This is a genomic window from Pseudomonas sp. EpS/L25 (genome assembly GCF_001512295.1).
In the GTDB taxonomy this organism is placed as follows: Bacteria; Pseudomonadota; Gammaproteobacteria; order Pseudomonadales; family Pseudomonadaceae; genus Chryseomonas.
In genome coordinates, this window is record NZ_LNUP01000002.1 from 470,575 (window position 1) to 494,773 (window position 24,199).

General features: G+C 68.5%; 18 protein-coding genes and 1 tRNA gene. 10 read left to right on the forward strand and 9 right to left on the reverse strand.

Features of this window, described 5'->3' with window-relative positions:
* Window positions 1-26: 26 nt before the first annotated feature.
* The 5 genes from selB to AR540_RS03400 all read left to right on the forward strand — a co-directional run bounded on the left by selB (window position 27) and on the right by AR540_RS03400 (window position 5,498).
* Window positions 27-1,940: a selenocysteine-specific translation elongation factor gene (gene selB / locus AR540_RS03380; RefSeq protein WP_059226435.1), complete on the forward strand. Its 1,914-nt coding sequence runs from the start codon at window positions 27-29 to the stop codon at window positions 1,938-1,940.
* A gap of 9 nt (window positions 1,941-1,949) precedes the next feature.
* Window positions 1,950-2,045 (forward strand) — tRNA-Sec (locus AR540_RS03385).
* Between the two features lie 199 nt (window positions 2,046-2,244).
* Window positions 2,245-2,568 carry a DUF485 domain-containing protein gene (locus AR540_RS03390; protein ID WP_059226436.1) on the forward strand — a complete coding sequence of 108 codons (324 nt, stop codon included), beginning with the start codon at window positions 2,245-2,247 and terminating at the stop codon, window positions 2,566-2,568.
* Complete coding sequence (locus AR540_RS03395) at window positions 2,565-4,409, forward strand: solute symporter family protein (protein ID WP_059226437.1); 1,845 nt, start codon at window positions 2,565-2,567, stop codon at window positions 4,407-4,409. The genes AR540_RS03390 and AR540_RS03395 overlap by 4 nt, the downstream gene beginning before the upstream one ends.
* Before the next feature lie 54 nt (window positions 4,410-4,463).
* Window positions 4,464-5,498: a carbon-nitrogen hydrolase family protein gene (locus tag AR540_RS03400; protein ID WP_059226438.1), complete on the forward strand. Its 1,035-nt coding sequence runs from the start codon at window positions 4,464-4,466 to the stop codon at window positions 5,496-5,498.
* Here AR540_RS03400 and AR540_RS03405 read toward each other — a convergent pair.
* The 3 genes from AR540_RS03405 to AR540_RS03415 all read right to left on the reverse strand — a co-directional run bounded on the left by AR540_RS03405 (window position 5,466) and on the right by AR540_RS03415 (window position 8,065).
* Complete coding sequence (locus AR540_RS03405) at window positions 5,466-6,365, reverse strand: LysR family transcriptional regulator (RefSeq protein ID WP_059227929.1); 900 nt, start codon at window positions 6,363-6,365, stop codon at window positions 5,466-5,468. The genes AR540_RS03400 and AR540_RS03405 overlap by 33 nt on opposite strands.
* 204 nt (window positions 6,366-6,569) lie before the next feature.
* A complete protein-coding gene (locus tag AR540_RS03410) occupies window positions 6,570-7,163 on the reverse strand; it encodes a LysE family translocator (protein ID WP_059226439.1) in 594 nt (197 codons plus the stop codon).
* A complete protein-coding gene (locus AR540_RS03415; protein ID WP_065242501.1) occupies window positions 7,160-8,065 on the reverse strand; it encodes a TauD/TfdA family dioxygenase in 906 nt (301 codons plus the stop codon). The genes AR540_RS03410 and AR540_RS03415 overlap by 4 nt, the downstream gene beginning before the upstream one ends.
* Before the next feature lie 136 nt (window positions 8,066-8,201).
* Between AR540_RS03415 and AR540_RS03420 the strand changes: the two genes are divergently transcribed.
* Window positions 8,202-9,122, forward strand: coding sequence for a LysR substrate-binding domain-containing protein (locus AR540_RS03420; RefSeq protein WP_059226440.1), 921 nt, complete (start codon window positions 8,202-8,204; stop codon window positions 9,120-9,122).
* A gap of 28 nt (window positions 9,123-9,150) precedes the next feature.
* Here the strand turns inward: AR540_RS03420 and AR540_RS03425 are convergent, their stop codons facing one another.
* A complete protein-coding gene (locus tag AR540_RS03425) occupies window positions 9,151-13,185 on the reverse strand; it encodes a bifunctional nitrate reductase/sulfite reductase flavoprotein subunit alpha (protein WP_059226441.1) in 4,035 nt (1,344 codons plus the stop codon).
* A 583-nt stretch (window positions 13,186-13,768) separates the two neighbouring features.
* On the opposite strand from AR540_RS03425, the gene nirB reads away from it, so the two are divergent.
* From nirB to AR540_RS03440, 3 genes are all read left to right on the forward strand, one after another.
* Window positions 13,769-16,318: a nitrite reductase large subunit NirB gene (gene nirB / locus AR540_RS03430; protein WP_059226442.1), complete on the forward strand. Its 2,550-nt coding sequence runs from the start codon at window positions 13,769-13,771 to the stop codon at window positions 16,316-16,318.
* 2 nt (window positions 16,319-16,320) lie between these two features.
* A complete protein-coding gene (gene nirD / locus AR540_RS03435) occupies window positions 16,321-16,677 on the forward strand; it encodes a nitrite reductase small subunit NirD (RefSeq protein WP_059226443.1) in 357 nt (118 codons plus the stop codon).
* Window positions 16,678-17,449: 772 nt separating this feature from the next.
* The gene (locus AR540_RS03440) at window positions 17,450-17,650 is read left to right on the forward strand and encodes a hypothetical protein (RefSeq protein WP_059226444.1); all 201 of its coding nucleotides are present in this window, start codon (window positions 17,450-17,452) and stop codon (window positions 17,648-17,650) included.
* A gap of 7 nt (window positions 17,651-17,657) precedes the next feature.
* Here the strand turns inward: AR540_RS03440 and AR540_RS03445 are convergent, their stop codons facing one another.
* The 5 genes from AR540_RS03445 to AR540_RS03465 form a co-directional block, all read right to left on the reverse strand.
* Window positions 17,658-20,195, reverse strand: coding sequence for a bifunctional diguanylate cyclase/phosphodiesterase (locus AR540_RS03445; RefSeq protein WP_059226445.1), 2,538 nt, complete (start codon window positions 20,193-20,195; stop codon window positions 17,658-17,660).
* A gap of 155 nt (window positions 20,196-20,350) precedes the next feature.
* Window positions 20,351-20,935 (reverse strand): DUF4136 domain-containing protein, encoded by a 585-nt coding sequence (locus AR540_RS03450; RefSeq protein ID WP_059226446.1) that lies wholly within the window; start codon window positions 20,933-20,935, stop codon window positions 20,351-20,353.
* A gap of 233 nt (window positions 20,936-21,168) precedes the next feature.
* Window positions 21,169-21,780 (reverse strand): DUF4136 domain-containing protein, encoded by a 612-nt coding sequence (locus AR540_RS03455; RefSeq protein ID WP_059226447.1) that lies wholly within the window; start codon window positions 21,778-21,780, stop codon window positions 21,169-21,171.
* A 48-nt stretch (window positions 21,781-21,828) separates the two neighbouring features.
* A complete protein-coding gene (locus tag AR540_RS03460; protein WP_059226448.1) occupies window positions 21,829-22,581 on the reverse strand; it encodes a methyltransferase domain-containing protein in 753 nt (250 codons plus the stop codon).
* Window positions 22,578-22,883, reverse strand: coding sequence for a nucleotide pyrophosphohydrolase (locus AR540_RS03465; protein WP_059226449.1), 306 nt, complete (start codon window positions 22,881-22,883; stop codon window positions 22,578-22,580). Before AR540_RS03465 ends, AR540_RS03460 begins: the two co-directional genes overlap by 4 nt.
* A gap of 304 nt (window positions 22,884-23,187) precedes the next feature.
* On the opposite strand from AR540_RS03465, the gene AR540_RS03470 reads away from it, so the two are divergent.
* A complete protein-coding gene (locus AR540_RS03470; RefSeq protein WP_236712001.1) occupies window positions 23,188-24,171 on the forward strand; it encodes a hypothetical protein in 984 nt (327 codons plus the stop codon).
* Window positions 24,172-24,199 lie beyond the last annotated feature (28 nt).

Genomic DNA, 24,199 nt, shown 5'->3' on the forward strand with positions numbered 1-24,199 from the left:
CCGTTTTCCCGCCCGGTACCCCGCCCATGATCATCGGTACCGCCGGCCACATCGACCATGGCAAGACCGCCCTGATCCAGGCCCTCACCGGGATCGCCGGTGACCGCCGTCGCGAGGAGCAGGCCCGCGGCATCACCATCGACCTGGGCTACGTCTATGCCGACCTGGGCGACGGCGGCCTCACCGGCTTCATCGACGTGCCCGGCCACGAGCGTTTCGTGCACAACATGCTGGCCGGCGCCAGCGGCCTGGACCTGGCCCTGCTGGTGGTGGCGGCCGACGACGGCGTCATGCCCCAGACTCGCGAGCACCTGGCGATCCTCGAACTGCTCGGCATTCCCCGACTGCTGGTGGCCCTGACCAAGGCCGATCGGGTAGATGCCGAGCGACTGGCCCAGGTGCGCGAGGACGTCACGGCGCTGCTCGCCGCCAGTCCCTTCGCCGGCGCGCCGCTCTATCCGGTCGCCAGCCCCAACGGCGCGGGTATCCCCGCGTTGCGCACGGCCTTGCTCGCAGGCCTGGGGGAGTTGCGCGCGCGCAATGCCCGCGGCGGTTTTCGCCTGGCGGTGGACCGGGTGTTCAGCGTCGCGGGGGCTGGCGTGGTGGTCACCGGCACCGCCTTCGCCGGCCAGGTGGCCGTCGGCGACGAACTCCTCCTCACCCCGCGCGGCCAACGCGTGCGGGTGCGGGGGTTGCACGCGCAGAACCAGGCGGCCGAGCAGGCACATGCCGGGCAGCGCGTTTCCCTCAATCTGGCGGGCGAGCGCCTGAGCACCGACCGCCTCGCCCGCGGCGACTGGCTGGTGGCCGAAGCGCTGCACGCGCCCACCACCCGCATCGATGTAGAGCTGCGCCTCCTGCCCGGCGAAACGCGCAACCTGGCGCACTGGACGCCGGTACACGTCCACCTCGGCGCCCAGGACCTCACCGGCCGGGTGGCCCTGCTGGAAGGCGACGGCCTCGCCCCAGGTGCCACGGCCCTGGCCCAACTGGTGCTCAATGCGCCACTGCACGGCGTGCATGGCGATCGCCTGGTGCTGCGCGACCAGTCCGCTCAGCGCACCCTGGGCGGCGCGCGGTTGCTCGACCCCTTCGCCCCGGCGCGCCATCGCCGCACGCCACAACGCCTGGCGCAACTGCGGGCGCTCGCTCAGGGCGGTCTGGAAGAGGCGCTGCCGGAACTCCTGGCCCAGGCCGGGGGCGGTCTCGATCCGCGCCTGCTGGCCCGGCAATTCAACCGACCCGAAGGCGACTGGCGATTGCCGGCGGATACCTTGAGGATCGACACCCGGGTCGGTCCCCGGCTGTTCGCCGCGCCCCTCTGGCGGGCCGCCCTCGAACGCCTGGGCACGGCGCTGGCGACCTTCCACCGGGAACAGCCCGACGAGCTGGGCCCCGACCGAGATCGTCTCCGTCGGATCGCCGCGCCGGCAGTGGAGCGGCCGGTCTATCTGGCCTTGCTGGAGACGGCCCTGGCGGAGGGGCGCCTGCAGAGCAGCGGTCCCTGGCTGCACCTGCCCGACCACCGGGTGCGTCTCACCGAGGCCGAGGAAGGGCTCAAGGCCCGGCTCTGGCCGTTGCTGGAAGCCGCGCGCTTCGAGCCGCCCTGGACCCGGGATCTCGCCAAGACCCTCGGCCAGCCTGAGGCCGAGGTGCGGCTGCTGCTGCGCAAACTGGCCCGGCTGGGGGAACTGACCCAGGTGGTCAGGGATCTCTTCTATCCCCAGGCGAGCCTGGAAGCCGCGGCCGGCGAGGCATTGCGCCTGGAGCGCGAAGCGGGGATCATTCGCGCCGCGGCCTTCCGCGATGCCCTCGGCATCGGTCGCAAGCGCAGCATCCAGATCCTCGAATGCCTGGATCGCATCGGCTTCACCCGGCGCTTCGGCGACGAACGCCGCGTTCGCCCGGACAGCGCCTGGGCCCGCGCCGCCGAGGGCTAGCGCTACAGAGGAAGGCAATCACGCCCGGTGGCGTGGCCGGGCTTCAAACCCGGTTGGGGACGGCAGCCGTTCCCGGGTGGGTTCGACTCCCACTGCCTTCCGCCACTTCTGGCATGGGCCGCCCTGGCCCGCGCTACGCCTTGCAAATCTGCAAGGGGCGTTTCGCGATTACCGCTCAGACCGGCTGGCCATTGGCCTTATGCTGGGGCCGTTGTCCTGCCCTAGAGCGTTTGCAAACGCCATCGTGGTCTGGTCGCTCGCGGCCCTTACCCCCTGCCGTCCTTCGTCGTCTGGAGTACGGATCATGTCCATCCCTTCCGCTATCCCCTGGGAACTCATCAGCCGTGACACGGAGTTCGTCGCTACCACGCGTGCCAAGGCGCGACTGGTCACGGCGCTCCTGGTGATCGCGGCCCTGTACTACTTCGCCTTGCCGCTGGGCGCCTCGCTGCTCAAGCCGCTGTTCCAGCACAGCCTGGTGGGCGAGCTGAATGTCGGCCTGGTCTTCGCACTGTCGCAGTATCCCGTGGGCGGCCTGCTGGCGCTGGCCTACCTGCGCGGTACCCGCACCCTCGACGCCCGCTTGCAGGCAGTTCGCCAGCGTTATCTACCGGAGGTGGCACCATGAGTCGTCATCCCCTTGGCGCCGGGGTGGTGCTATTGGCGCTCTGGGCACTGGCACCTTCGGCCTCGGCTGCCGACGCCGTGGTAAGCGCGGACTATCGCACCCTGACCTTCAGCGTCTTCGGCGCCATCCTGTTGCTGACGCTACTGGTCACCGCCTGGGCGGCGCGCCAGAATCGTTCGGCGAGCGCCTTCTATACCGCCGGCGGCGGGATCAGCGGCCGGCAGAACGGCCTGGCCATCGCCGGGGACTACCTGTCCGCGGCGGCCTTCCTCGGCGTCTCGGGGTTGATCGCTCTCTATGGCTTCGACGGCATCCTCTATGTGGTGGGCTTCTTCGTCGGCTTCGTCCCGGTGCTGTTGCTGGTGGCCGAGCCCTGTCGCAACCTGGGGCGCTATACCCTGGGTGACGTCCTGGCCTTTCGCAACGGTTTCCGGGCGGCCAAGAGCGCCGGGGCGCTGTCCAGCGTGGTGGTGGCCATCTGTTACCTGATCCCCCAGGTGGTGGGCGGTGCGGTGATCATCAAGGCGTTGATCGGGGTGCCTTTCGAGTGGTCGGTGGTGCTGGTCGGGACGCTGATGCTGATCTACGTGTTCTTCGGCGGCATGCTGGCGACCACCTGGGTGCAGTTGATCAAGGCGGTCTTGCTGATCTCCACTTGCTTCCTGCTGGTGACCCTGGCCTGGGCGCCTTTCGGCTTTCGCATCCCGACCTTTCTTGGCACCCTGGCCGCCGACCCGGCGCTACGCAGCTACCTGGGAGGCCTAGTACCGGGGCAGGAGGGCACGCGCGCCTTCTTCGAGCCGGGCCTCTACCTGAAGAATCCCGTGGAGCAATTTTCGCTGGGTCTGGCCCTGGTACTGGGGACTGCCGCCATGCCCCACGTGCTGATGAGATTCTTTACCGTGAGCGATGCCGAGCGGGCGCGTAGCTCGGTGCTCTGGGCGATGCTGGCCATCGGCGTCTGCCATCTATTCATCATCGGTATCGGCTTCGCCGCCGCCTATTACGTCGGCTCGGCGACCATCGCCGGCTTCGACAAGGGCGGCAACCTGGCCGCGCCCCTGCTGGCGCAATTCCTTGGCGGTGGCGCCGAGAGTCTGCTGGGCAACTTCCTGCTGGCCTTCGTCGCCGCCGTGGCCTTCGCCACCATCGTCGCGGTGGTGGCCGGGCTGGCCCTGGCCGCGGCCTCGGCGCTGGCCCACGACATCTACGTGGGGGCCGTGCGCGGTGGCCAGGTCAGCGAGCGCGAGCAACTGGTGGCCGCTCGGTTGGCCACTGTGGCGGTGGGCCTGGTCGCCATCGTGCTGAGCATCCTGGCCAAGGGGCAGAACGTCGCCCATCTGGTGGGGTTGGCCTATGCGGTGGCGGCCTCGGCCAATTTGCCGGCGCTGTTGCTGACCCTCTACTGGCGGCGCTGCACCACCGCCGGAGTGTTGGCCGGCGTGATCGGCGGCACCCTCGCGGCGGTGGTCCTGGTGTTGGTCTCGCCGAACATGACCTATCCCCAGGCCGTGCGGGTGGCCGCGGAGCAGCGCGTGGTTCAACTGCAACAGCGGCTGGATGCCTTGCCGGTCGGCGCCGAACGCGCCGCCCTGGAAGCCAGCCAGACCCAGGCCCGGCAGACCGTGGCGGGCATCGCCCCGGATGCGACCAGTCTGGTGGGCCTGGCCCAGCCGCTGATCAGCCTGCGCAATCCGGGGTTGATCTCCATTCCGCTGGGTTTCCTGCTGGTGATCCTGGTGTCACTCCTGCGCCGCGATCCGCTCAGCGAAGGGCGCTGGGCCGAGATGCTGGTGCGCCAGCACACCGGCCTGGGCATCGACAGCCCGGTCGCCCACTGACGCTGCCGGGCGACGCGTGTCGCCCGGTCCATTCCTCCCTAGAAGGGCTCTGCCATGACCTCTCTTGCATCGCTCAAGGCGGCGGCGTGCCACGTCGCGCCGGTGTTCCTGGATAAAACCGCCACCACCGCCAAGGCCATCGACCTGATCCGCGAGGCCGCGGCCAACGGCGCCGACCTGGTGGTCTTTCCCGAATCCTACATCCCCGCCTTTCCCATCTGGGCGGCGCTGTGGTCGCCCCTGCTCAACCATGATCTGTTCGAGGCCATGGTGCACAACAGCCTCTATCCCGCCGGGCCTGAGCTGGCCGCGATCCGCGCCGAGGCCAAGCGTCGGGGGGTGTTCGTCTCCCTGGGTTTCAGCGAGCGCAGCGAGGTGAGCGCGGGCTGTGTCTGGAACAGCAATCTATTGATCGGCGACGAGGGGGACGTACTGGTGCACCACCGCAAGCTGGTGCCGACCTTCTACGAGAAACTGGTATGGGCCGCCGGCGATGGTGCCGGCCTGCGGGTAGCCGATACCCGCATCGGCCGGATCGGCGCCCTGATCTGCGGGGAAAACACCAATCCCCTAGCGCGCTATGCCTTGATGGCCCAGGGCGAGCAGCTGCATATCTCTTGCTGGCCGGCGCTGTGGCCGACGCGCCCACCGGCGGGCGGCGGCAACTTCGACAACGTGGCGGCCAATCGCATCCGCGCGGGCGCCCATTCGTTCGAGGCCAAGGCCTTCGGTATCCTCTGCGCCGGCTACCTGGATGCGGGCATGCGCGAATTCCTCTTGGCCCGCGATCCAGCGGTGGCGCCGATCCTCGATGAAACGCCGCGCGGCGCGACGCTGTTCCTCGATCCCACCGGCAGCCAGATCGGCGGGATGCTGCAAGACGAGGAAGGCATCCTCTACGCCGATCTCGACCTCAATCGCTGCATCGAGCCCAAGCAATTCCATGACGTGGTCGGCTACTACAACCGCTTCGACATCTTCGACCTGCAAGTGGAGCGCCGTCGGCACCAACCGGTGCGCTGGCAGGACGAGAGCGGCGCGCCGAGTCCCTGGCCCTCAATAGGCGTAGAGCGGATCGTTGGCGAATAGCTGCTGGAGAAAGCCCACCACGGCCTTGATGCGCGGCGCGTAGCGCAGGTCGTGGTGCACGCTCAGCCAGAGGTCGCGGCGCACCTCCACCTCCTGGGCGAGCAGGCGCTGCAAGCCGAAGCGCCCGGCGCCGGCGAATTCGGGCAACAGCACCAGGCCGCTCCCGGCCGCCGCGGCGAACATCTGCGCCAGCATGCTGCTGGACTGGAATACCGTCTGGGCCTCGGGGACGGCCTCTTCCAGCCAGCGGACCGCCTCGATCTGCACCAGATCATCGATGTAGCCGACGAACTCGTGGGCACCCAGTTCCGCCACCGTGCGCGGTTCGCTCAGGCGGGCCAGGTAGGTGGGCGAGGCATAGAGGTGCAGGGCGAAGCGGCCCAGGTGCTCCACGTCCAGGCCACTGCCGCTGGGTTGGAAGAAGCTCAGGAAGATGTCGGCTTCACGACGGGTGACGTGCAGTTGCTGGGTGGAGGTGACCAGTTCCAGGGTGATGCGCGGATGGCTCTGGCTGAAGCGTGGCAGGTGCTGGGTGAGATAGAGCGAGGCGATGCCTTCCATGGTGCCGATGCGCACCGGACCGGCGGCCTCCCGTGCCTGGCCGCCGAGGCTCGCCAGCGCGGCGGCATAGGCGCTGTCCATCGGATCGGTGGCGGCCAGTACCTGGTGACCCAGGGTGTTGAGCTGTAGGCCCTTGGGCGTGCGCTCGAACAGGCTGGCGCCCAGGGCCTGTTCCAGGTGCGCCAGGCGCCGGCTGACGGTTGATTGGTCGATCTTCAAGCGCTTGGCCGCCCGGGCCAGGCTACCGGCGCGAGCCAGTTCGAGAAAGATGCGCAGGTCGTCCCAGTTCAGGTGTTTGGTGAGCATGGGGTCAGGATCGGTGGTGGCGGTCGAGTCCAGCTTGGCAGTGTTGCGGTCGCCGGCCAAGGGGGCCTAGATGGCTAATCAAGACCTAGCCGATTTGATCTTCCAGGCCTGCGATCCAGCAGCGCTGGCTGGGTAGGGGGCATCCGGGCTACCTTGAAGGACGAGGTCATCTGGCGCCTGTCTTGAGCGCCGATGTACGCGGACCTAGCTCAAAGAAAGGGCACGCAGCCCCACACCGACTGATGCCAGGCCGATCAGGCAGAGGGCGGTGCTGGGCAGGCGCTGGGTGAGCCGGCCCAGGCGGTTCAGCCGGTGCAACTGGCTGGCCAGGTGGCCGTAGGCAACCAGCACCGCCAGGTCGATGGCGGCCCAGATCGCCAGCAGCAGCGGGGCCTGCTGGGCGAGCGGCGCCTGCAGGGAGATGAACGCCGGCAGGAAGGCCACCAGGAAGAGGATGTCCTTGGGATTGGCGAGGCCCACGAACAGGGCGCGCCCGAAGCTGCCGCGCCGGGTGCTCGGCGAATCGTCGGCCGGCGCCTGGAACAGCCGCACGCCCAGCCAGAGCAGGTAGAGACCGCCGAGGATCTGACCGGCCAGCAACAGGGTAGGGCTGATGCCGATGGCCAGGTGGATCAGGGTCAAGGCCAGTACCAGCAGGACCTGGGCGGAGAGCAGACCGCCGAGGATCGTCCACCAGGGAAAGGCATGGCGACCATCGGCGACGACCAGGGCGACGATGGGGCCTGGCGAGGATATCAGCAGGAACACCGTGATGGCGAAGCCGAGGTATTCGCTCATGGCCCTGGGGGACCCAGGTCGATGATCCGCGAGGGATTGCCCGTCTCGCCGATCAAGTGCCGTTGATGACAGATGGCGAAGGTTCGTTGGATCCAGCGGTCGCTACCGTCGAACCGTGCCTGGAAGGCGCTGCGGGCGTGGACCGCGCGGCGATTGTCGATGATCAGCAGGTCGCCGGCGGCGAGACGTACCGGCTGGGCGACGCTCCAGGTGATTTCCTTGATTTCCTCGATCAGCCGCTGCATCCGGGCGGAGCGGGCGAGCATGAAGTGCGGATCGAACCTCAGGTAGGGCCTGGTGCGTTGGCCATAGAGGATGGAGCGATGCCGGCCCAGGTCGATCCGACAGTTCTTCTCGTGCAGGCAGTAGTCGGAGAGGAAGTTGAAGGGTTCCTGGAACAGCAGGTCGGTGGTATCGGCATCGATCACCGCGAGCATCCGGTCCACCGAGGCGATGTAGGTGATGGCGTCGTCCTGGGGCGCGCCTCTAAGGCAGAGCAGCGCGAGGAAGTCCGGCGGGACCTCGTGGAAGGCATTCTCGGTATGCAGTTCGAGTTCGGTGTCGAAGCTGTCCGAGGAGGGCTGCCGGGCCCTGTCGGCCTGGGGAAAGAAGTTGTTGATCAGGCTGCCGTCGCATTCCTGGCGATAGCCGACGGGATCACCCAGCAGGGCCGTGGCTTGCAGCAGCAGGCGTTCGCTGCGGTAGTCCGGCTTGGCGAGGGCGGCCCGGTCGGCGGGCGTGGGCGGGACGTCGCCGATGTCCTGATCCGGCAGCAGCAGGAAGCCCTGGGGATTACCGAAGAGGCGGAAATGCAGCAGGTCGGCGATGGCCGCGGCCGAGAGCTCGCCATGACGGATGGCCTGGTCCAGCAGGACGTCGAAGGAGACTGATCCCAAATACATGCTGTGTCTCGATGAGCTTTGGCAGTCATGACGCCCCGGGGCGTCAAGGACGGCCATCATCCGGTGCTGGACGCTGGGGAAAAAACGGATAAAACTCGGAGCAAGGATGATTCAGACTCATCATCGAGGACCAGGGATGTCCCGCCTTCCGCCGCTCTATGCGTTGCGTGCTTTTGAAAGTGCGTCCCGGCAACTCTCCTTCACCCGCGCGGCGAAGGAATTGAACATCACCCAGAGTGCGATCAGTCGCCATATCAAGACCCTGGAGCAGGACCTGGGCTGCCTGCTGTTCGAGCGCAAGGGGCCCAACCTCAAGCTGACGCCGACCGGGCTGATCCTGGGCAAGGACCTGAGTTCGGCCTTCGCCGACATGCAGGGCGTCTGCGATCTGGTGCGCAGCGGTCGCGGCTGCCTGCGGCTGAAGGCACCCTCCACCCTGACGATGCGCTGGCTGATGGGGGCCGTCGAGGCGCATCGGGTGGCGACGGGGGAGAGCCGCGTGCAGCTGACCAGCGTGTGGATGGACATCGATTTCGTCGATTTCCGCGCCGAGCCCTATGACTGCGCGGTGCTGCTGGCCGACGGCGAATTCCCCGGCGATTGCGACTGCGTCCGGCTGTTCGATGAGTGGCTGGTGCCGGTCTGCGCGCCGCGCTATCAGAATGCCTGCGATGGCGGGGACCCGATCTTCGGCGGCGACGGCCTGCTGCATGCGTCCCACGATTGCCGCGACTGGCGTCTCTGGCTGGACCGGATCGGCCGCCTGGCCGAGGTGAACTGGCATGCCGGCAAGAGATTCGAAACCCTGGATGCGGGGATTTCGGCTGCGGTCCAGGGCTTTGGCGTGGCGATCGGCGATCTGTCGCTGGTCCAGGATCAGATCGCCAGCGGGCAACTGGTGTTCGCCAATCGCGCCGTGGTGCGCTCGGGCCTGAGCTACTACCTGGTCTGGCCCCGGCGCAGCGAAGCCCATGATGCCCTCGCCGGGTTGCGCGAGCATCTGCGTGCGGTGGCGCCCGTCCTGCCGGTGCAGCAGGGGCTGACCTTCATCGAGTGAGCGGCTGGCTCAGGGCGGCGACCCCCACTCAATACACATCCTTCAGATAGCGCTTCTGCTCGCTCATCCCACGCACGTACTCGGCGGCGGCTTCGTCGCCGAGCTGGCCGTGGGTCGCCACCACCTGGCGCAGGGCCTGGTCGACGTCCTTGGCCATGCGGCTGGCGTCGCCGCAGACATAGACGCGGGCGCCGTCCTGCAGCCAGCGCCAGACCTCGGCGCCGCGCTCGCGCAGGCGATCCTGGACGTAGATCTTCTCGGCCTGGTCGCGGGAGAAGGCCAGGCTGAGCTCGCTCAGGGTGCCGTCGCGCTGGAAGGCTTCCAGTTCGTCGCGGTAGTAGAAGTCGTGGGCGGCGTGCCGTTCGCCGAAGAACAACCAGTTGCGGCCGTTATCGCCCCGGGCGCGGCGCTCGTGGAGAAAGCCGCGGAAGGGCGCGATGCCGGTGCCGGGGCCGATCATGATCAGGGGCACGTCGCCCTGTTCCGGCAGGCGGAAATGGCGCGAGGGCTGGACAAGCACCTCGGTGGTGGCGTCCTGCAGGCGGTCGGCGAGGAAGGTGGAGGCCACGCCCTTGCGATTGCCATAGCGCACCGTCGAGACGGTGAGGTGTACCTGGCCGGCATGGGCCAGGGGGCTGGAGGCGATGGAGTAGAGCCGCGGCTGCAGGCGCTTGAGGCTGCCGAGCAGTTCCTCGGCGCCGAGGCGGGCGGGGAAGGTGGCCAGGACATCGGCCAGTTGCCGGCCCCAGAGCCAGGCCTTGAGTTCGTCGCGGGCGGCCAGCAGGGCCCGGCAGTCGGCGCGCCCGCTGCGTTCGGCCACCAGGGCCAGCGTCTCGGGGCTGGGGCGGGCGATCTCGTAGTGCTCGCTCAGGGCCTGGCGCAAGGGCAGCTCGCCGACCTTGGGCACGTTAACGGCGCGCTCACCGTCGAGCCCGGCCAGGGCGAGGATTTCCTCGACCAGCTCGGGGCAGTTGCGCGCCCGGACGCTGAGGGCGTCGCCGGCCTGGTAGTCCAGGTGGGGCTCGCTTTCGAAGCCGAAGAGCCGGACTTCCTTGTTGGAGCTGGCGCCATTGAGCCTCTGGTTGATGACCAGGCGTGCCGGTACGGCGGCAGGGCGGGTCGTCGCGGTCGCCGGGCTGGCGGACGGGACGGGCTGCGCGGTCGGGGCCAGTTGCTGCAGCAGCGTGGCCAACCAGGCGTCGGCGCCGTCCAGGCCGTCGGCATCGCAGTCGAGCCGGGCGCACAGGCGGCGGGCACCGAGTTCGGCGAGGCGGGCATCGAGGCGCTGGCCGTGGCCGCAGAATTGCTCGTAGGTGGAGTCGCCGAGGGCCAGCACGGCGTAGTCCAGCTCGGCGAGGGGGGTGTCCAGGCGGCTGAGGCCCTGCCAGAAGGCCTGGCCATTGTCCGGGGCTTCGCCATCGCCAAAGGTACTGCTCACCAGCAGGACACGGCGGGCACCAGCCAGGCGTTCCACCGCATAGGCGGCCATGTCGTGCAGCTCCACGCTGAGACCGGCCTGGCACAGGCGGGCGACGCAGCGCTCGGCCAGGGCTTCGGCGTTGCCGGTCTGGGAGGCCCAGAGCACCACCAGATCGGCCGCGGCGGTGGGGGCCATGACCAGGCCGGCGGCCTGGCTTTCCGGCAGGCGGCTGAACACTCCGGCGAGCAGGCCGTCGAGCCAGAGGCGGGTGTCGGCGGCCAGCGGCGCCTGGGCCGGCAGGCAGGGCACGCCCTGGGCGCCACTATCGCGCAGGCCGTCCATGAAGCCGGCCAGGTAGGTGCGCTCGGCGGCGCTGAGCCGGGGGCGCACGGCGGTGGCGACGCCGGTGAGCTCGGCCAGGCGCTCGAGGACGGGTAGACGGGTGGGCTCCATGGCGGGCTCGTCGGTCGGCAACTGGCGATGGGGAATGGTGGCGACGCGGGTCAGGCGTACAGCGCAGACCTTGAGTTCGGGCTGCTGGGAGAGCGGGTCGATGGCATCGCTGGTGACGGCGTTGATGGCCAGGTCCTGGCCGTGCACGTCGGCCCAGTGGAAGGGCGCGAAGCAGTTACCGGGCTGTACCCGGTCGCTGATCGTCACCGGCAACACGGCGCGCCCACGGCGGGAGGCGATTTCCAGGCGGTCGCCGTCCTGGAGGGCCAACGCCTGGGCGTCCTGGGGATGCACCTCGACGAAGGGCGTTGGGTTGAGGCGGTTGAGGGCGGCGATCTTGCCGGTCTTGGTCAGGGTGTGCCACTGGTGTTGCAGGCGACCGGTGTTGAGCACGAAGGGGTAGTCGTCGTCGGGCAATTCCGCCGGGTCCAGGTGCGGGCGGGCGAAGAACTGCGCCTTGCCGCTGGCGGTGGCGAAGTTGAGCGCGGTCGGCTCGCCCGTCTCGTCCAGGCGCAGGGTCTGGCTGCGGCCGTCGTTGCGATAGCGGATCGGCTGGCGCGGAGCGCTCTCCACGCTGGGGCAGGGCCATTGCAGCGGCGTCTCGCGCAGGCGGGCATGGCTGGCGCCGCGGATGTCGTAGCCGGTCTGGGGGTTGTGGAACTGCTTGATCTCTTCGAACACCTCGGCAGCCGAGGTGTAGGCGAAGTGCTCGCCGTAACCCAGGGCGCAGGCAACGTCGGCGATGATCCGCCAGTCGGCACGGGCGTCGCCGGGCGGGGCGACGGCCTGGGGCGCCAGGGTCAGGTTGCGCTCGGAGTTGATCAGTACGCCATCCGCTTCGGCCCAGAGGGCACCGGGCAGCAGGATGTCGGCGTATTGGTTGGTCTCGGTATCGAGGAAGGCATCCTGGGCGATCACCAGTTCGGCGGCCTGGAGACCCTTGATGACGCTGGCGCGATTGGCCACGCTGGCCACCGGGTTGGTGCAGATGATCCAGCAGGCTTTCACGGTGCCCGCGGCCAGGTCCTCGAACAGGGCGACGGTGCCCTGGCCCAGACGGGTGTGCAGGGTACCCGCCGGCACACCCCAGGCCTGCTCGACGAAGGCGCGGTCGGTGGCGGAGAGCACGCTGCGCTGACCGGGCAGGCCGGGGCCCATGTAGCCCATCTCGCGCCCGCCCATGGCGTTGGGCTGGCCGGTGAGGGAGAAGGGTCCGCTGCCGGGGCGGCAGATCTTGCCGGTGGCCAGGTGCAGGTTGCACAGGGCGTTGGTGCTCCAGGTGCCGTGGGTGCTCTGGTTCAGCCCCATGGTCCAGAGGCTGGTCCATTCGCCAGCTGCGCCGATCCAGCGCGCGGCGGTGCGGATGTCCGCCTCGGCCAGGCCGGTCTCCGCCGCGACGCGCGCCGGGGGATAGTCGGCGAGAAAGGTGGGCATGGCATCCCAGCCTTCGGTGTGGTCGGCGATGAAGGCTTCGTCGAGGTAGCCCTCGGCGTGCAGCAGATGCAGCAGGCCGTTGAGCAGCAGCAGGTCGGTGCCAGGGCGCAGTTGCAGGAAGAGATCGGCCTTCTCGGCGGTAGCGGTGCGCCGCGGATCGATGACGATCAACTTGGCGCCGCGCTTGACTCTGTCCAGCAGGCGCAGGAAGAGGATGGGGTGGCAATCGGCCATGTTGGCACCGCTGACCAGGAAGAGGTCGGCGTGGTCGAGGTCGTCGTAGGAACCGGGCGGACCGTCGGAACCCAGGGACAGCTTGTAGCCGGTACCGGCGCTGGCCATGCACAGCCGCGAGTTGGATTCCAGCTGATTGGTGCCGATGAAGCCCCGCGCCAGCTTGCTCGCCAGGTATTGGGCCTCCAGCGACATTTGCCCCGACACGTAGAAGGCGATGGCGTCGGGCCCATCGCGCTCGAGGATGGCGCGCAACCGCTCGGCGGTGGCGGCGATGGCCTGGTCCATGCCGGTCTGCACCGGTTCGTGGGAGCGGTCGCCCCTGATATAGGCGTGCTCCATGCGGCCACTGTCCACCAGCGCCTGGTGGCTGGTGCTGCCCTTGGTGCAGAGGCGGCCGCGATTGGCGGGATGGTCGCGATCGCCGCTGACCTTGGTGACCCGGCCATCTTCCACCTGCATGACGATCCCGCAGCCGACGCCGCAATAGGGGCAGACGCTCTTGAGGTGGTTGGTGGCCATGGCAGATTCCCCGAAAGACCAGAAAGCAAAAAGGCACCGGTCGCTCTCCCCTGGGGGAGGCGAGCACGGCGCCTTTGTCGTGAGTGGGAACGATCTGCGTTGACCGCTCCATGCCAGGGAATTAGCAAGGCCCGCGCCAGCTTGCCATGAGCGTGGGGGCGAGGCGCGCCAGGACTGGTCTGGCGAGCGCTGAAGGGGCCTGGAACGGCAGGGGCGCCCGGTTCTGGGGTGCGCTGCGATGGGGCAACGGCAGGTGTCGTTGCACCGTTCTGGTTCCATCCGGCCATGCGCGCTCCAGGTCGCTAAGGTCGCTATGACTGGCTGCAGACTGCGCCAGCCGTGAATTTCCAGATGCCTGCGCAAAACTGGCACAGCCGATGCAGATGCCCTGGCAGACCCGCCACCTCGGGTCGCCCGGTCGATCAACGGCGATCGACTGCCACTGCAGGCAACGGGCACGGAGCAGCGCCAAGCGCTCCTCCTTACAGAGAACAGGCAAAGGCGCCTGAGACCGCAAGGTTTCAGGCGCCTTTTTTTATTGCCGCGAATCAACCTGATTGGCCTCGGCCGGGGGATAGCCTCCATGAACAGCATCGTGACCCGCAAAGAACGCCTGATCGTCGTCGGCAACGGCATGGTCGGCCATCACCTCGTCGAGCAACTGTTGGCGGCCGGTGCCCTGGACCACTACGAGATCCACGTTTTCGGCGAAGAGCGCCAGCGCGCCTATGACCGCGTGCACCTCTCCGAATACTTCGCCGGTCGCGACGCCGAATCCCTGGCCATGAGCGAAGCCGGTCTCTACGCCGTGCCCGGTCTGGTGCTGCACCTGGGCTGCGCGGTGACCGCCATCGACCGCGCGCAGCGCGAGGTGCAGACCGCCGAGGGCGCCTTCGGCTACGACCGCCTGGTGCTGGCCACCGGCTCCTATCCCTTCGTGCCGCCCATCGAGGGCGCCGAGGGCGATTCGCGCCTGGTCTACCGGACCCTCGACGACCTGGACACCATCCGCCTGGCCGCCACCAAGGCCCGCCGTGGCGTGGTGGTGGGCGGTGGCCTGCTCGGTCTGGAAGCGGCCAATGCGCTGAAGTCCCTGGGCCTGGAAGCCCATGTGGTGGAATTCGCCCCACGCCTGATGCCGGTGCAGCTGGACGATCTCGGCGGCGCCGCGCTCAAGCAGCGTATCGAAGACCTCGGCGTGGGCGTGCACCTGTCCAAGGCCACCCAGAACATCACCGCCGGCAGCGCGTATCGCTACCGCATGAACTTCGCCGGCGAGGATTTCCTCGAGACCGACCTCATCCTGTTTTCCGCCGGCATCCGTCCCCAGGACGCCCTGGCCCGCGGCTGCGGCCTGGAACTCGGCCCTCGTGGCGGGGTGGCGGTGGACAACCTCTGCCTGACCAGCGACCCCGCCATCCATGCCATCGGCGAGTGCGCGGCCTGGAACGGCAGCATCTTCGGCCTGGTCGCCCCGGGCTACCAGATGGCGCGCCTGGTGGCCGCCGAACTCTGCCACGGCCAGAGCACTCCCTTCACCGGCGCCGACATGTCCACCAAGCTCAAGCTGCTGGGCGTGGACGTGGGCTCCATCGGCGATGCCCACGGCGCTACCCCGGGTGCGCGCAGCTATCGCTACATCGACGAGGCCAGCGCCAGCTACCGCCGCCTGGTGGTCTCCGCCGATGGCAAGCACGTCCTCGGCGCCGTGCTGGTGGGTGACAACAGCTACTACGACACCCTGCTGCAATACGCCCAGAACGGCATCCCGCTGCCCCAGGACCCGGCCAGCCTGATCATGCCGGTGGGCGAGGGCGCCCCCACCCTGGGTGCCGATGCCCTGCCGGCCAGCGCTACCCTCTGCTCCTGCCACAACGTCACCAAGGGCGCGGTCTGCGCCGCCATCGACGCCGGCTGCACCGATCTCGCCGGCATCAAGAGCTGCACCAAGGCCGGCACCGGCTGCGGCGGCTGCGCGGCACTGGTCAAGCAGGTGTTCGAGCACGAGCTGATCGCCCGCGGCGTGGCGGTCGACAAGAGCCTCTGCGAGCACTTCGCCCATACCCGTCAGGAGCTCTATCACCTGGTGCGCGTGGAAGGCATCGAAAGCTTCGAGGAACTGCTGGCGCGCCATGGCCGCGGTCACCATGGCTGCGACATCTGCAAGCCGGCGGTGGGCTCCATCCTGGCGTCCTGCTGGAACGGCTCCATCACCGATCCGCACCTGGTGCCGCTGCAGGACACCAACGACACCTTCATGGCCAACATGCAGAAGAACGGGACCTATTCGGTGGTGCCGCGCATCCCGGGTGGCGAGATCACCCCGGAAGGCCTGATCGCCATCGGCCAGGTGGCGAAGAAATACGACCTCTACACCAAGATCACCGGTGGCCAGCGCATCGACCTGTTCGGCGCCCAGCTGCACGAATTGCCGGACATCTGGGGCGAGCTGATCGCCGCCGGCTTCGAGACCGGTCATGCCTACGGCAAGTCGACCCGTACGGTGAAGAGCTGCGTGGGCAGCACCTGGTGCCGCTACGGGGTGCAGGACAGCGTCAAGATGGCGCTCGACATCGAGCACCGCTACAAGGGCCTGCGTTCGCCGCACAAGCTCAAGTTCGCCGTCAGCGGCTGCACCCGTGAATGCGCCGAGGCGCAGAGCAAGGACATCGGCGTGATCGCCACCGAGAACGGCTGGAACCTCTATGTCTGCGGCAACGGTGGCATGCGCCCGCGCCACGCCGAGCTGTTCGCCACCGACCTGGATGACGAAACGCTGATCCGCTACATCGACCGCCTACTGATGTTCTACATCCGCACCGCCGACCGCCTGCAGCGCACCTCGGTGTGGCGCGAGTCCCTGGAAGGCGGGCTGGACTACCTCAAGCAGGTGATCATCGACGACAGCCTGGGCCTGGGTGCCGAGCTGGAAGCCCAGATGCAGCTGGTAGTGGATCGCTACGAGTGCGAATGGGCCAATGCCCTGAACGATCCCGACAAGCTCAAGCGCTTCCGCACCTTCGTCAATGAGCGCGGCGGCGACCCGGACATCCACTTCGTCAAGGAGCGCGGCCAGCGCCGGCCGGCGCATGACCATGAACTTCACCTGATCGCCGTCACCGAGGAGGCCTGACCATGACCCAGACCAACACCGCACGCGCCCTGCAACCTGCCTGGCAACCCCTGTGCAGCCTGGCCGACCTGGTGCCCCGCTCCGGGGTGGTGGCCCTGCACGACGGTGAGCAGGTGGCGCTGTTCTACCTGCCCGACACCGCGCAGAAGGTCTTCGCCGTGGGCAACCGCGATCCCAAGTCCGGTGCCAACGTCATCGGCCGCGGCATCGTCGGCCAGTTGGGCGACGACCTGGTGATCGCCTCGCCGCTGTACAAGCAGCATTTCCGCCTGAGCGACGGTGGCTGCCTGGAGTATCCCGAGCAGGCGCTGCCCACCTGGGCGGTGCGGCTGAACGGAGACCAGGTGGAGATCGCCTGAGCCGGATCTACCCTCACCCCAACCCTCTCCCGGAGGGCGAGGGGGCGGTAGGGAGCGGAGGCCTGAGTGCCGGTGCCTGGACAACGGCGGAGCCTTGTCCGGTGCCGAGCAGCGAGCTGGCCGGCTCGACCCTCACCCCAGTCCTCTCCTGGAGGGAAAGGGAGCGGTAGGGAGCGGAGGGACCTAGGTGCCGTAGCCTGGACAACGGCGGAGCCTTGTCCGGGGTCGAGCAGCGAGCCGGCCGGATTGCCCTCATCCTGGCTCCCTTCCGGGAGGAGAAGGGAGGGTTCGGTGTGGCGGTGTCGTTTCTGTCGGAGCCTGGACAACGGCGGAGCCTTGTCCGGTGCCGATCAGCGAGTCGGTCGGATTGCCCTCATCCTTGTCCTCTCCCAGGGAAGCGGGGATGGGCTGGTGGGAAGGGCGGCCCCACAGCCTGGTCCGGGAAGCGTTGCGTCCACGGAGGTAACTGTTGCACCAGCGGTAGTGCCGTAGCCTGGACAACGGCGGAGCCTTGTCCGGGACCGATCAGCGAGTCGGTCGGATTGCCCTCATCCTCGTCCCCTCCCTGGGCGCGGGAATGGCTGGCGGGAAAGGGCGTCCACCGCAGCTGGTCCGGGAAACGTTGCGCTCGCCGGGGAACTGTTGCACCAGCGGTAGTGCAGCATTGCGCGAATGGTGTCCGTCCGGGGCGGCGGAGCAGCCGCGGTGGGTCGATACTGCAGAGGCAGGGCACTGTCCTTCGGACTGTCGCCATGCCCCGCAGGAGGTCACCATGCGTACTACAAGAACCATTCGCTCCGTGCTTTTCATCGCCCTGTTGCTCGCGCTCGCCTTGCTGGATGGCTGGTTGACGCGGTCGCCGCCGGAGCCGCTGCAGCTCGCCGATCCGGTCTGCACCCACGGCTATGCCCCCTACGGCTGTTATCCGGTGCCGATGCGGGGCGGCGACTTCGGTTGGCTGGAGCGCCTCTGACGCCTGGCTAGGCGGGTGGCGTCACGCGGGCCAGTAGCGGCGCCAGCTCGCTGGCGGCCAGGGCGATGGCGTCCTGGACCTCGTCGCAGGGCAGGTCGTCTAGCCACTCCCGCTGCGTTGCCGTCAGCCCTTCGATGACCACGTCTACGCCCAGCGACCGCCCGAGGATGGCGAGCGAGCGGACGATGGTCGGATCGGCCGAGCCGTTTTCGCCGGGTGGCAGTCGGCCCGGGTCGAGGCGCACACCGTCCATTGGCAGGCGGCGCACCAGGGCGAGTGCGGCGCTGCCCCCGGCGAAGTCCGCCAGGCTCAGGCGCACGCCCAGCCCCTTGAGCGCCGCCAGTTGCCCGAGCCGGGCTTCGGTATCGTCCCGTAACGTCGCTTCGCTGACCTGGAGCTCCAGCCGCGCGGGCGTAAGACCGCTGTCCTGCAGGGCCTGGACAACGCCGTCTGCCAGCGGTGCACGGCCATTGAACTGGCGGGTCGACAGCCGCACTCCGACCTTGAGTCTGGCGGGCCAGGTCGCCGCTTCGCGGCAAGCCTGGTCCAGCAGCCAGCTACCCAAGGGAAGGCTGAGGCCGCTGTCTTCGGCCAGCGGCAGGAAGGCGGCGGGGGGCAGCAGGCCGCGGATCGGATGCGCCCAGAACACCTGGGCCTCGAAGCCCAGCAGGTGGCCGTCGCGACTGGCCCGGTACGGCAGGAAGTGCAGGCGCAACTGGTCGCGGGCCTGCTCCATGGCCAGGCGCAGCTCCTGTTCCAGTTGGCGGCGCTGGCTGAGTTGGGCGTCCATCGCCGAAGCGTAGAAGCACCAGCCGTTGCGTCCCGCGGCCTTGGCCTGGTAGAGCGCGATGTCGGCCAGCCGCAGCAATTCTTCGGCCTGGGTAGCCTGGCTGGGGGCCTGGGCGATGCCGATGCTGGTGCCGACGCTCACCGTCTGCTCTTCCAGGACGATGGGCTGGTTCAGGGCCGCCACCAGGCGCGCGCAGATCTGCTCGATCACCTCCGTTTCCAGGGCGCCCAGCAGGACCACGATGAATTCGTCGCCACCGATGCGGGCGACCAGTCCGCCGGGACGCAGGTTGGTCTGCAGGCGCTGGGCGACCTTCTGCAGCACGTGGTCGCCGGCGGCGTGCCCGAGACTGTCGTTGATCGGCTTGAAGCGGTCCAGGTCGAGGCTGAGCAGAGTGAGGGGGGCCGCCGCCCCCATGAGCTGACCGGCAAGGAATTGCTGCAGATGCAAGCGGTTGGAGAGGCCGGTCAGGCTGTCGTGCAGGGACAGGTGCTCGATTTCCGCCTGGGCGGTGACCGCGGCGGTGATGTCGCTGGCGGTGCCGCGGTAGCCGTTGCCCTGGGGCAGCGGCCGGGCGGTGATCTCGCAGACGCGGGGCTGGCCCAGGCGGTCGCGATAGTGGCAGCGCAGCACTTCGCGCTCATCGCTACGCTGGGTGCTGGCGGCGAGCCAGGCGGCCAGGGTGGTCGTCTCGGGGCTGAACAGCTCGGCCAGGGAGCGGCCCAGCCAGCTGTGCGGGGTATTGCCGGTGACCCGGGCGAAGCGCTCGGACAGGTAGGAGATCCGGCCTTCGGTATCGACCTCCCAGAGCCAGTCGGAGGCGGCCTCGGCGAGGTCGCGAAAGCGTCTTTCGCTTCGGGTCAGTTCCGCCTGGCTGGTGACCAGGGCATCGAACTGCTGGTCGAGCTGGCGGGCCGAACTCAGGGCGTGGCGGATCAACAACGCCAGCACCAGGGCCAGCACCAGCACCCCGGCGAGAAACACCGGCAGGGTCTGGCGCAAGAGGTGGGCACCGGGCTGCGGCGGCCGCCAGTTGAGCAGCCAGGGAGAGTCCAGCAGGTGCATGGACTCGAAGCCTTCCAGGGGCGTCGGCGAGGGCTGCAGCGCCGGCAGGCCGTAGGTATCGCTCAGGTGGTCCAGCTTGATCGGATCGAGGACGTTGACGAACAGCATCACCGACGGCGTCCCGGCCTCGGCGGCGACGCTGGAGCTGGCACCGGGGGTGATGGTCGCTGCGGCGACCAGCGCGGGTACCCCGGCGACGCCGAACAGGCGTACCACGCTGTCGGTTTCCCCAGGGTGATCGCGCGTCGCCGCCAGCAGTTCGATCAGGTCGCCCTGTAGCCATTGCTCGGCGGGACGCTGTGTAGGCACGCCGTCGATCACCGCATAGACGGTGCGATCCTCGGGGTTCAGGACGAACACGCCGTTGTAGCCATAGAGCTCGTAGGGAATGTCGCCGACGTTGCGCTCGTCGTTGGCCCAGAACAGGTCCACGCTCAGGTGCAGGTGCTTGTAGGCCTCGCCCCACTTGGCGTAGTTGATGATGTTGTGGCCGATCTCGTTCTGCACCTGGGCCAGGGTACGGGCGATGTAGGTCTGGGCGCGTTGCTGGACGTCGGCATCCTGGCTGGTGGCGGTCTTGATCAGCAGGTAGCAGCCCAGGCCGAGCAGGATCGGCAGGGCGCAGATGGCCGGAAACAGCCGCAGCAGGAGGTTGTGGCTTCGGCGGGTGGCGACGGGAACTGACAGCATGCAGGACCTGATACGGGGCGGCGGCTAGGCATTCGGTTGGCCACCTGAGTCCGTCCGTGGCGTGACTGGCCGCAGGCGATTATCCGTGTGCCCAGGCCGCAGGCCCCCAGCCTTCTGACCGGGGGTGACGGTAGCCCCCCGGACGGTCGTTGCGCTCAGCGGTGAGGCGGGTAGGCGGTCAGCAACTCGTTGACCAGGCGGCCGAAGGCGGCGTTGCGCTGGGCGGGCGTGGCGTTCTGGTCGTCCGCCAGGCGCTCTTCGCTGGCGCGCCAGACCAGCTTGCCGTCGCGACCGTCGAGCATGTCGAGCTGCACCGTCATCACCGGATAGCTGACGGTCTGGGTGCGCACGTAGCCGGGTCCCCAGGGACCAGGGCCCCAGCCAGGACCCCAGGGGCCGCCCCAGCCGCCGCCCCAGTAGGGATCGGCGTAGCTGTAGCTCTGCTGGCGCTGGTCGAGGATCACATAGAGCTTGATCCTCAGGTCCGGTCGAGTGCCGGCCGCGGCGGGGCGCAGCCCGCGCTGATCGAGGCCGCCGCTGACCGCATCGCGCAGGCGCTGCTCGGTGAGATCGCTGCGGATGCGCGGATCGTTGGGGCGGTACTCGATGGCCGGGTCCGCCCAGCTCCAACTGCGATAGGCGGCGAAATCGCGGCTGGCATCGTAGTCCAGATTGTTTGGCCCCCGCTCGGCGCAGGCGGCGAGCAGCAGGACCGAAAGCAGGAACAGGCAGCGTTTCATGGGCAGGCCTCGACGATGAGGTGGTCAGTCTGCTTGGACTGGCTTAAGGACGACTTATCCCCTTCTAACCTGTTCATAATCTCGCGAGCTTGAGCCAAACAAGCGGACCGGGCTCGCGAACGAGCTTACGACAGGGTAAATGAGCATGGCGCCGGGGCCGCCCAGGCCGGGCTGGCGACCCAGGGCGATTTCACCGCCGTCTGGCCGACGCGCAGCAGATCCTGAACAGGTTCTCAGCGGGGCGGATAGTTGGCCAGCAGGCGCTGGGTGGTGTCCCTCAGGGAGCGGGCGCGTTCGCCGCTGCTGCCGCCAGCGGCCTGTTCGGCGGCCGAATGCCAGAGCAGGCGGCCGGTGGCGGGGTCCAGCAGTTCCACCTCCAGCACGTCGACCACGTAGGTGCGGGTACGGGTGCGCGCCTGGCCAACCGTGGCGCCGTAGCCGGGGCCGTAGCCATAGGGACCGTAGCCACCGTAGCCGTAGCTCGTGTCGTAATAGTCGGTGTACTGCTCGCTGCGTTGTTGCTGGGTGAGGCGGGCGCGTACCTGCAGGTCGGCGCGGGCGCCGCCTACGGCCGGACGCAGGCCACGCTGGTCGAGGCCGTCCGCCACCACCTGCCGCACGGTCTGGCCATCCAGGCCGCCACTGACCACCGCCGCACCGGGCGCCCAGGCCCAGGTCCGGTAGCGACTCCAATCGATGGGGGCCGCCGGATAGGCCGCCGGGTCCTGCTGCGGCAGCACCGGCGCGGAGGCCTCCGGCAGGCTGCTGGCGACGTAAGGGTTGGGGCTCTGGCAACCGGCCAGGGTGAGCAGCGCGAGCGACAGGCAGAACAGGGGGCGACGCATGACCTCTTCCTCGACGGAGTGCCTGGCCAGAGCATACCGTGCCCGGCGCTATCCTGCCTTAGCCTGGCAGAGCCAGTGCAGGTAGCGCCCCAGGCCAGCGAAGACCGGATGGCGCCGATGGGCCAGCTCCATGGCCACCAGTTCCTCGCCGTCGGCACGGGACTGGAAATCCGCTGGCATGTAGTCGTGGAAGACGCGCACGCCGCTGCGTGCCTGGATCTGCCACTGTGGCGCCAGCCAGGTCTCCACCTCACGGGGATCGAGGGGCTGCTGCGGGGTGAGGCCGCGACCTTCACCGGCGTAGTGACCGCGCCTGAGCTTGCGGAAATGCCCCTTGAGCAGGTTGCGATAGATCAGGGCGTCGCGGTTGTAGAAGGCCAGGGACAGCCAACCGTCCGGGGCCAGGCAACGGTGCAGCGTAGGCAGGATGGCCGTGGGCGTCTCCAGCCATTCCAGTACGGCGTGGCAGAGCACCAGGTCGAAGGGTTCGGCGAAGCCGGGCAGCTCCTGCCAGGGCAGCGCCAGCCAGTCGGCGCTGAGGCCGGCAGCGGCGAAGGCCTCCTGGGCGCCAGCGAGCATGGGGGCCGAGGGTTCGGCCAGGGTCACGGCGTGACCCTGCTGGGCCAGCCAGAGACTCATGTGGCCGAGGCCGGCACCGATGTCCAGCACCCGCAGCGGGCGTTGCGGCAGCACCTCGGCGAGGTCCGCCTGCAGCACGGCGAGGCGAATGGCGCCCTTGGTGCCGCCATAGATGTTGGCGGCGAAGCGGGTGGCACGGTCGTCGAAGAAGGTATCGCTCACGGCAGGAAGCGCCTCTCGTTGTCGGCCAGCTTGGCCAGTACCGCCTGTTCCACGTCCAGCCCCAGTTCGCTGCCCAGTTGCAGCAGATAGAGCAGCACGTCGGCGATCTCCTGGCCGGCATGTTCGCGCTCGGCAGCGCTCAGTTCGCGCGCCTCGGCGTCGCTCTTCCACTGGAAGATCTCCACCAGCTCGGCCATCTCGACGCTGGCGGCCATCGCCAGGTTCTTGGGGTTGTGGTAACGCCGCCAGGCGTTGGCGTCGCGGATGGCGTGCAGGCGGGAGAGCAGGGCGGGGAGGTCCATGGGCGTCCGAGGTTGGCGGAAAAGGCGCATTCTCCCATGGGTGAGCGACGCCTGTAGAGGACAGCCTGACGCCGCTGCTCTACCCTGAGAGCCTGTTCAACGTCTGCTGCGCGTCGGCCAAACTACGGTGAAAATGGCCTGGAAGGCCAGCCCCGTCGGAATGCTCATTTACCACTCGTAAACCCGAGCGTGGGTCCGATCCGCTTCCTCAGCTATTTTCGCGGGGCCGCCTAGGCCTTGTTTGGCTCTAGCTCGCGAGACTTTGAACAGGCTCTGAGGCCATCGAGACAAAACTGGAGATCCTATGAGCGTTCGCCTTTGCGCGCTGTGGTTGGCGCTGATCACGTTCACCGGCAGTGCCCATGCGGAAAAACTGCTGCTGGAAGGGACCCTCGGCAAGGCCGTCGTGGTGGTGGACGTCGACACGGCGGCGGGTGACGAAGCCTATGGTCGCTATTTCTACGACCGCTACCGGCGTGATCTGCGGCTGAGCGGTCCGGCGCAGTCGGGTGACCAGCTGAAATTGGAAGAGGGCGCGCCCTGGCAGGACGGCCCCAAGGCAAGCTGGTCGCTGACGCGCGGGAAGGACGGTCGCTGGACCGGCATTTGGAGCGGCGACGGCAAGACCCTGCCCATCGCCCTGGCACCCCTGCAGTTGGCCCAGGCCCCAGCCGCGGATCGCTATCGGCAGAAACTGCGCCAGGACGATCGCTACGAATTCCGTCGCCTGCAGGGGCTCAAGCTGGAACAAGGCGAGCGCCAGGCCTTCATGGGCCGCGAGCTGCGCTGGTGGCGCGAGCCCATCTCGGGCATGCGGCTGTTCACCGTGGCAGGCGCCAGCGAGATGGCCAATGCTGCGCTGCGCGAGCGACTCTGGACGGAGGTGGATGCCCATCTGAGCTGCGTCGGCAGCGATGGTGACCATAGCCTGACGGTGACGCCCCAACTGCTCACCGAGCGGGTACTCAGCGTCAATCTGTTCAGCCAGTACAGTTGCAGCGGCGCCGCCCATCCGGATTTCGGTAGTGCACCCCTGACCCTGGATCTCAAGACCGGCCAGGAGCTGGCGTTGGAGGATTTCCTTTGGCTGGGCCACGGCAAGCCGATTCGGCCCGCGGCGGAAGATCGCTATTCCCAGGCCCTGGCGGACTACCGGGCAAGGGCCCTGGCACCCTGGGTGATACGGCTGTTCATTCGCCTGTATCCCGAATTGATGCAGGCCCCGGCCGCTGGCGACGGCTGCGACTACCGCAGCGCCGACGTCTGGCAATTCGCCCCTGGTACCTGACGCCCGAGGGCCTCTACCTCGGCCCGAC